This window comes from Protofrankia sp. CiP1_Cm_nod4, from assembly GCF_982290645.1.
Genome location: NZ_CEVIVC010000120.1, coordinates 10,790 through 11,332 on the forward strand (window position 1 = coordinate 10,790; position 543 = coordinate 11,332).

A 543-nucleotide genomic window follows, 5' to 3' on the forward strand; every position below is an offset into this window, starting at 1 on the left:
CTCGATCAGCCAGGCGTCCGCGAGCGTCATGACCGACCTTGTGATCGGCAGGTCCGTGGCCGACGCGCTCGGACTGGAACGGGAGTTCCTGGCGCTGATGCAGTCCCGCGGCACCCTGGAGCCGGACGAGGACGTGCTGGAGGACGCGGTAGCCTTCGCGGGCGTGTCGAAGTATCCGGCCAGGGTCAAGTGCGCACTGCTTTCATGGATGGCCTGGAAGGACGCGACCGTGCAGGCCGTGGGCGGCATCCCGGAACAGGAGGCGGACCGATGAGCGAGACCACCACGCTGGCCGACCAGCAGACGCCCGACACCGACCCGGCGGCGGCGCAGGCCACCGCTGCCGCCGGCGGCCCGGCCACCGCCGGCGCGACAGCCCCCAGCGAGGCAGCCACCACCACCGGACCGGCCGCTGGTGAGACGACCTCTGCCACCGGACCGGCTGCTGGTGGACCGGCTGCTGGTGGGACGGTCGTCGGCGGGGTGGCCGTTGGCGCCGCCGTCGACAAGGCCGCTCTCGAGGACGTCGAGGAGGCCATGCGC

At 72.7% G+C, this 543-nt stretch carries 1 protein-coding gene and 1 pseudogene; both read left to right on the forward strand.

The features are described from left to right. The coding region (locus AC5LSR_RS18775; protein WP_493468741.1) for an iron-sulfur cluster assembly scaffold protein at positions 1–274 on the forward strand (274 nt) is incomplete at its 5' end. Beyond that, positions 271–543 (forward strand): annotated as a pseudogene (locus AC5LSR_RS18780) (metal-sulfur cluster assembly factor); the annotation flags it as partial. The gene AC5LSR_RS18775 and the pseudogene AC5LSR_RS18780, both read left to right, overlap by 4 nt.